The organism is Microcystis sp. M53603_WE2 (genome assembly GCF_030065435.1).
Map to the genome: position 1 here is coordinate 1 of NZ_JASJFF010000299.1, position 3,552 is coordinate 3,552.

The window sequence follows — 3,552 nt, forward strand, 5'->3', positions numbered from 1 at the left end:
GTAAAACCCTTTTAAAATAAAGCTTTTGACCTGTTAAAGTCCGATGTTCATGCTGCGAAAATAGGATTGGGACGTTCAAAAACCTTGCATTATCCTTCTTGTAGTACATAGCTTGGTACAAAAAACAATGGCAACAAAGCCCGAAACGACCGGCTCCTGACGACCGGCTACTGACTCCTACCCCCAGGAAAAACTTTTTCAGCAGACCCTATGTAAGAAATCAGTGCGAGTGTCTTTAATCTTTGCGTGGATTTTAGCCACTTGTTTTCTGGCTTTTTCCCGTCGGTTACTTCCTTTCTGTTTTCTAGAAAGGTTTCGTTGTGCCTTTTTAAGCCGTTTTAGTCGTTTCTTTAACGGTTTTGGTGCGTTGAACTTTTCCCCTGTTGAAAGAGTCGCAAAGGTAGCAATCCCTAGATCGATCCCTACGGTTTGCTTGTTATCTGGCAAAGTTTCAGGACGAATCTCGACAACGAAACTGAGAAAGTATCGATCCGCTGCGTCTTTAATCACGGTGACGCTAGAAGGTTTAGAGGGTAATGGACGGCTCCAAACGACTTTTAAATCACCGATTTTTGCCAAAGTAACGTGGTGTTGATTAACGGTAAAACCATTGTCAGTAAATCTTGCCGATTGTTGAGATTTACGTTTTTTAAACTTGGGAGGTTTTACTTTTTTTCCCTTCCTTTCTGCCTGACAAAATGCAAAAAAGTTAGAATAGGCTGTCTCTAAATCTCTCAAAGACTGTTGTAAAGGAATAGAAGAAACCTCAGTTAACCACTTTCTTTATTCTGTTTTTTTAGTCTGAGTTAGTCTTTTGGAAAACTCGGTATATTTTGGCTTTTTTTCTCCTTGTTGATAGAGTTCTTGGCAAATAAACTCAGGGCAGTGGCAAGAATATTTAAAAGAATGCCGATCATGAATTTCTCCTTAATTTTTCTGGGATCACTGCCATTTTATGGCAAATTTAAGGAGAGCAAGCTTAATATAGAATTAAGATTCACTAAAGTCTTTTTGAGGTACTGACAATGTTTCTTCGCCTAGTTTGTGCGTTTTTTTTGCCGCCCTTAGCCGTATTTTTGACCACGGGACTGAGTTTAGCCTTTGTTATCAACATCATCTTACCTTTAATTGGTTATGTCCCCGGCATTATCCACGCTTTCTGGATTGTCTCCAAAGAAGCGGAGAATTCCTAGTTAGGGTCTGCTGAAAAAGTTTTTCCTGGGGGCAAGGTGTGGGGTGTAGGGTGTAGGGTGTAGGGTTTTACCGATCTTCAGGTGGTCAATTACCCAATTTTCAGGGAAAAAGTCCAGGAATTTTCCCCCTGCTCACTCCCATGCCCGGCACTTTTGGATGTCAAAAAAGTCTAAAAGTCTTACCCAACAAGGTTTTTAGATTTATTCAGCCAACCCTATCTAGATGCTTAAAGACCGATTGAGGATAAAATACCTAGTTTCAAGAGACAAGAGCTTATCTCATCTGATAAGTACCTAAGCAAAATTAATTACACATCCAAGCCGTCAGCCGTCAGCCAAACGCTTTTTGTTGTGATCAGTAAACAGTGAACTAAAAATTCAAATCTGATCCCTGATAGCTGTCTCGGAGTCCCCCGTCTCGGAGTCTCCTGTCTCGGAGTCTCCTGTCTCGGAGTCTCGACTAGGAAATTAATTTTGCACGACTACTTAGCAAGGAGAGAGTGAAAAGGCTCTCTCCTTAATTATGGCTATTCGTCGTCGTCGCTGGCGCCAACTTGCTTGAGATGAATATGTTTTCTCCCCAAAGTAATTTCAAATTCATCTCCCGGTTTGAGTCCCATTTTTTTGGTGTAGGCCGAACCGATCAGAAGATTATTATTTGATTGGACACTGATCCGGTAGCTGGCCGAGCGCCCACCTCGTCCGTGACCATTGGCACTGCTATCTAAGTCAATTCCCTCGGCATCGATTAGAGCATTGAGAAATTTCATCATATTAACGCGTTCAATACCATTTTTTGTCATGGTATAGTAGCCGCATTCCCGGGCTTTTTCCTCTTTGCTGAGGTTGCCTAGCTGTTTAACTTTCTCAATTAGTTCGAGGCCAGTCAGGGGTTCTGGATTGGTAGTTGTGTTCATTTAAGTTCGCAGTAGATAAGTAACGGTTAGGGTCATCAAGGCTAGTCGAGGAGAATTGCTCCCCCTGACCAGAAACAATCGGGTTACGATTGATCTCTACACTTATCTTACACGGTATAAACTAAAAATTATCACTTGCTTGGGGAAATTGATTGTAATGGATTAGACTCTATCTCTCGATCGAAATCTTAAGAGAATTTATCAATGTTGATCGAGATGCCGGGGTAAGGGAGGTTAGCCTTTCTCTCATCAATGAGAGCCGGGGTAGGATAGAGATCAAGAGGTAAAAATGAGGGATAATGAAGCTAACAACTAGGGGTCACTATAGTGTTAAAGCCTTGCTGGATCTTAGTTTACAACCGAGGGGAACTCCCGTATCGGTAAAATCGATCGCCCTGCGTCAAGATATCCCGGCTGCTTATCTAGAGAAATTGCTGATAGAAATGCGACGAGCGGGGTTAGTTCGTTCCTTTCGGGGATCGCAAGGGGGTTATCAATTGGCTAGGCCGGCAAATCGGATCTCGTTGGGGCAAATTTTGGAGGCAGTGGGAGAGACGATCGAGCCATTATCAGGCTATCATCCCAGGGACGAACAGGCAGAAGATTGGGTGACATTTACTATCTGGAAACACCTCCACGAGAAATTAAAAGAGGCCCTAGGGAAGATTACCTTAGCCGATTTATACTACGATGCCCGTAGCTGGATCGCCGCTAGGGGAGAGGAAACCAGCTTTATTGTTTAGTAGTTTAGAAGTTATGACAGCAACAACACAAGCAAAGATTTATGGGGGGGGTTGTCACTGTGGAGCGATCCGTTTTCAAGTGGCGATCGAGCATGATCAAGCTCTAGACTGTAATTGTTCGATTTGTCAGAAAAAAGGCTTTCTGCATCTGATTGTTCCTTCAGCACAATTTACCCTCCTAAGCGGTGAAGATTTTTTAAGTACCTATACATTTAATACCCACACAGCCCAACATTATTTTTGTCGTGTTTGTGGTATTCATCCTTTCTATCGTCCCCGCTCCCATCCTGACGCTATAGATATAAACCTGCGCTGTTTGGAGGGCAATGTCTTAGGCGATTTTCAGATCCAGTTCTTTGATGGGGCTAACTGGGAAGACAATATTGAGAAAATTCGGGATATCGATGGTAAAAGGGAGTAATTGTGAAGGAAACGGCAACGGCGATCATTTTAGTATTAGGGGCGGTTTTAGATTATCTGGTGGGCGATCCTTGGGGATGGATTCATCCAGTGCAGGTGATGGGGGCGATTATTGCTGTTGCCACAAAAGTTATCCTTAATTGGACGCGGGAAAAAATTCGCCAACGTTTAGCGGGCATAATTCTGGGACTAGGTTTAATTATCTTGGCCGGGGTCTTAACTTGGCTAGGAATCCAATGGTTAGGTCAGGTCAATTTGCTGCTGAGTTGCCTAGTACAA

5 protein-coding genes and 1 pseudogene are annotated in these 3,552 nt (G+C 43.0%); 4 read left to right on the forward strand and 2 right to left on the reverse strand.

Annotation, left to right across the window (positions count from 1 at the left end):
• Positions 1 to 204 precede the first annotated feature (204 nt).
• Positions 205 to 870, reverse strand: a pseudogene (locus PX481_RS06465) (RNA-guided endonuclease InsQ/TnpB family protein); the annotation flags it as partial.
• Positions 871 to 1,025: 155 nt separating this feature from the next.
• Here PX481_RS06465 and PX481_RS06470 point away from each other — a divergent pair.
• The gene (locus PX481_RS06470) at positions 1,026 to 1,193 is read left to right on the forward strand and encodes a YqaE/Pmp3 family membrane protein (protein WP_288094042.1); all 168 of its coding nucleotides are present in this window, start codon (positions 1,026 to 1,028) and stop codon (positions 1,191 to 1,193) included.
• Positions 1,194 to 1,720: 527 nt separating this feature from the next.
• Here the strand turns inward: PX481_RS06470 and PX481_RS06475 are convergent.
• On the reverse strand, positions 1,721 to 2,110 hold the full coding sequence (locus PX481_RS06475) for an AbrB family transcriptional regulator (protein WP_002737568.1): 390 nt from the start codon (positions 2,108 to 2,110) through the stop codon (positions 1,721 to 1,723).
• Positions 2,111 to 2,409: 299 nt separating this feature from the next.
• Between PX481_RS06475 and PX481_RS06480 the strand changes: the two genes are divergently transcribed.
• From PX481_RS06480 to PX481_RS06490, 3 genes are all read left to right on the forward strand, one after another.
• The gene (locus PX481_RS06480) at positions 2,410 to 2,853 is read left to right on the forward strand and encodes an Rrf2 family transcriptional regulator (protein ID WP_002738021.1); all 444 of its coding nucleotides are present in this window, start codon (positions 2,410 to 2,412) and stop codon (positions 2,851 to 2,853) included.
• On the forward strand, positions 2,801 to 3,274 hold the full coding sequence (locus PX481_RS06485) for a GFA family protein (RefSeq protein ID WP_002757336.1): 474 nt from the start codon (positions 2,801 to 2,803) through the stop codon (positions 3,272 to 3,274). Before PX481_RS06480 ends, PX481_RS06485 begins: the two co-directional genes overlap by 53 nt.
• 2 nt (positions 3,275 to 3,276) lie before the next feature.
• A partial coding sequence (locus PX481_RS06490; protein WP_288094045.1) for a cobalamin biosynthesis protein occupies positions 3,277 to 3,552 on the forward strand: 276 nt, incomplete at its 3' end.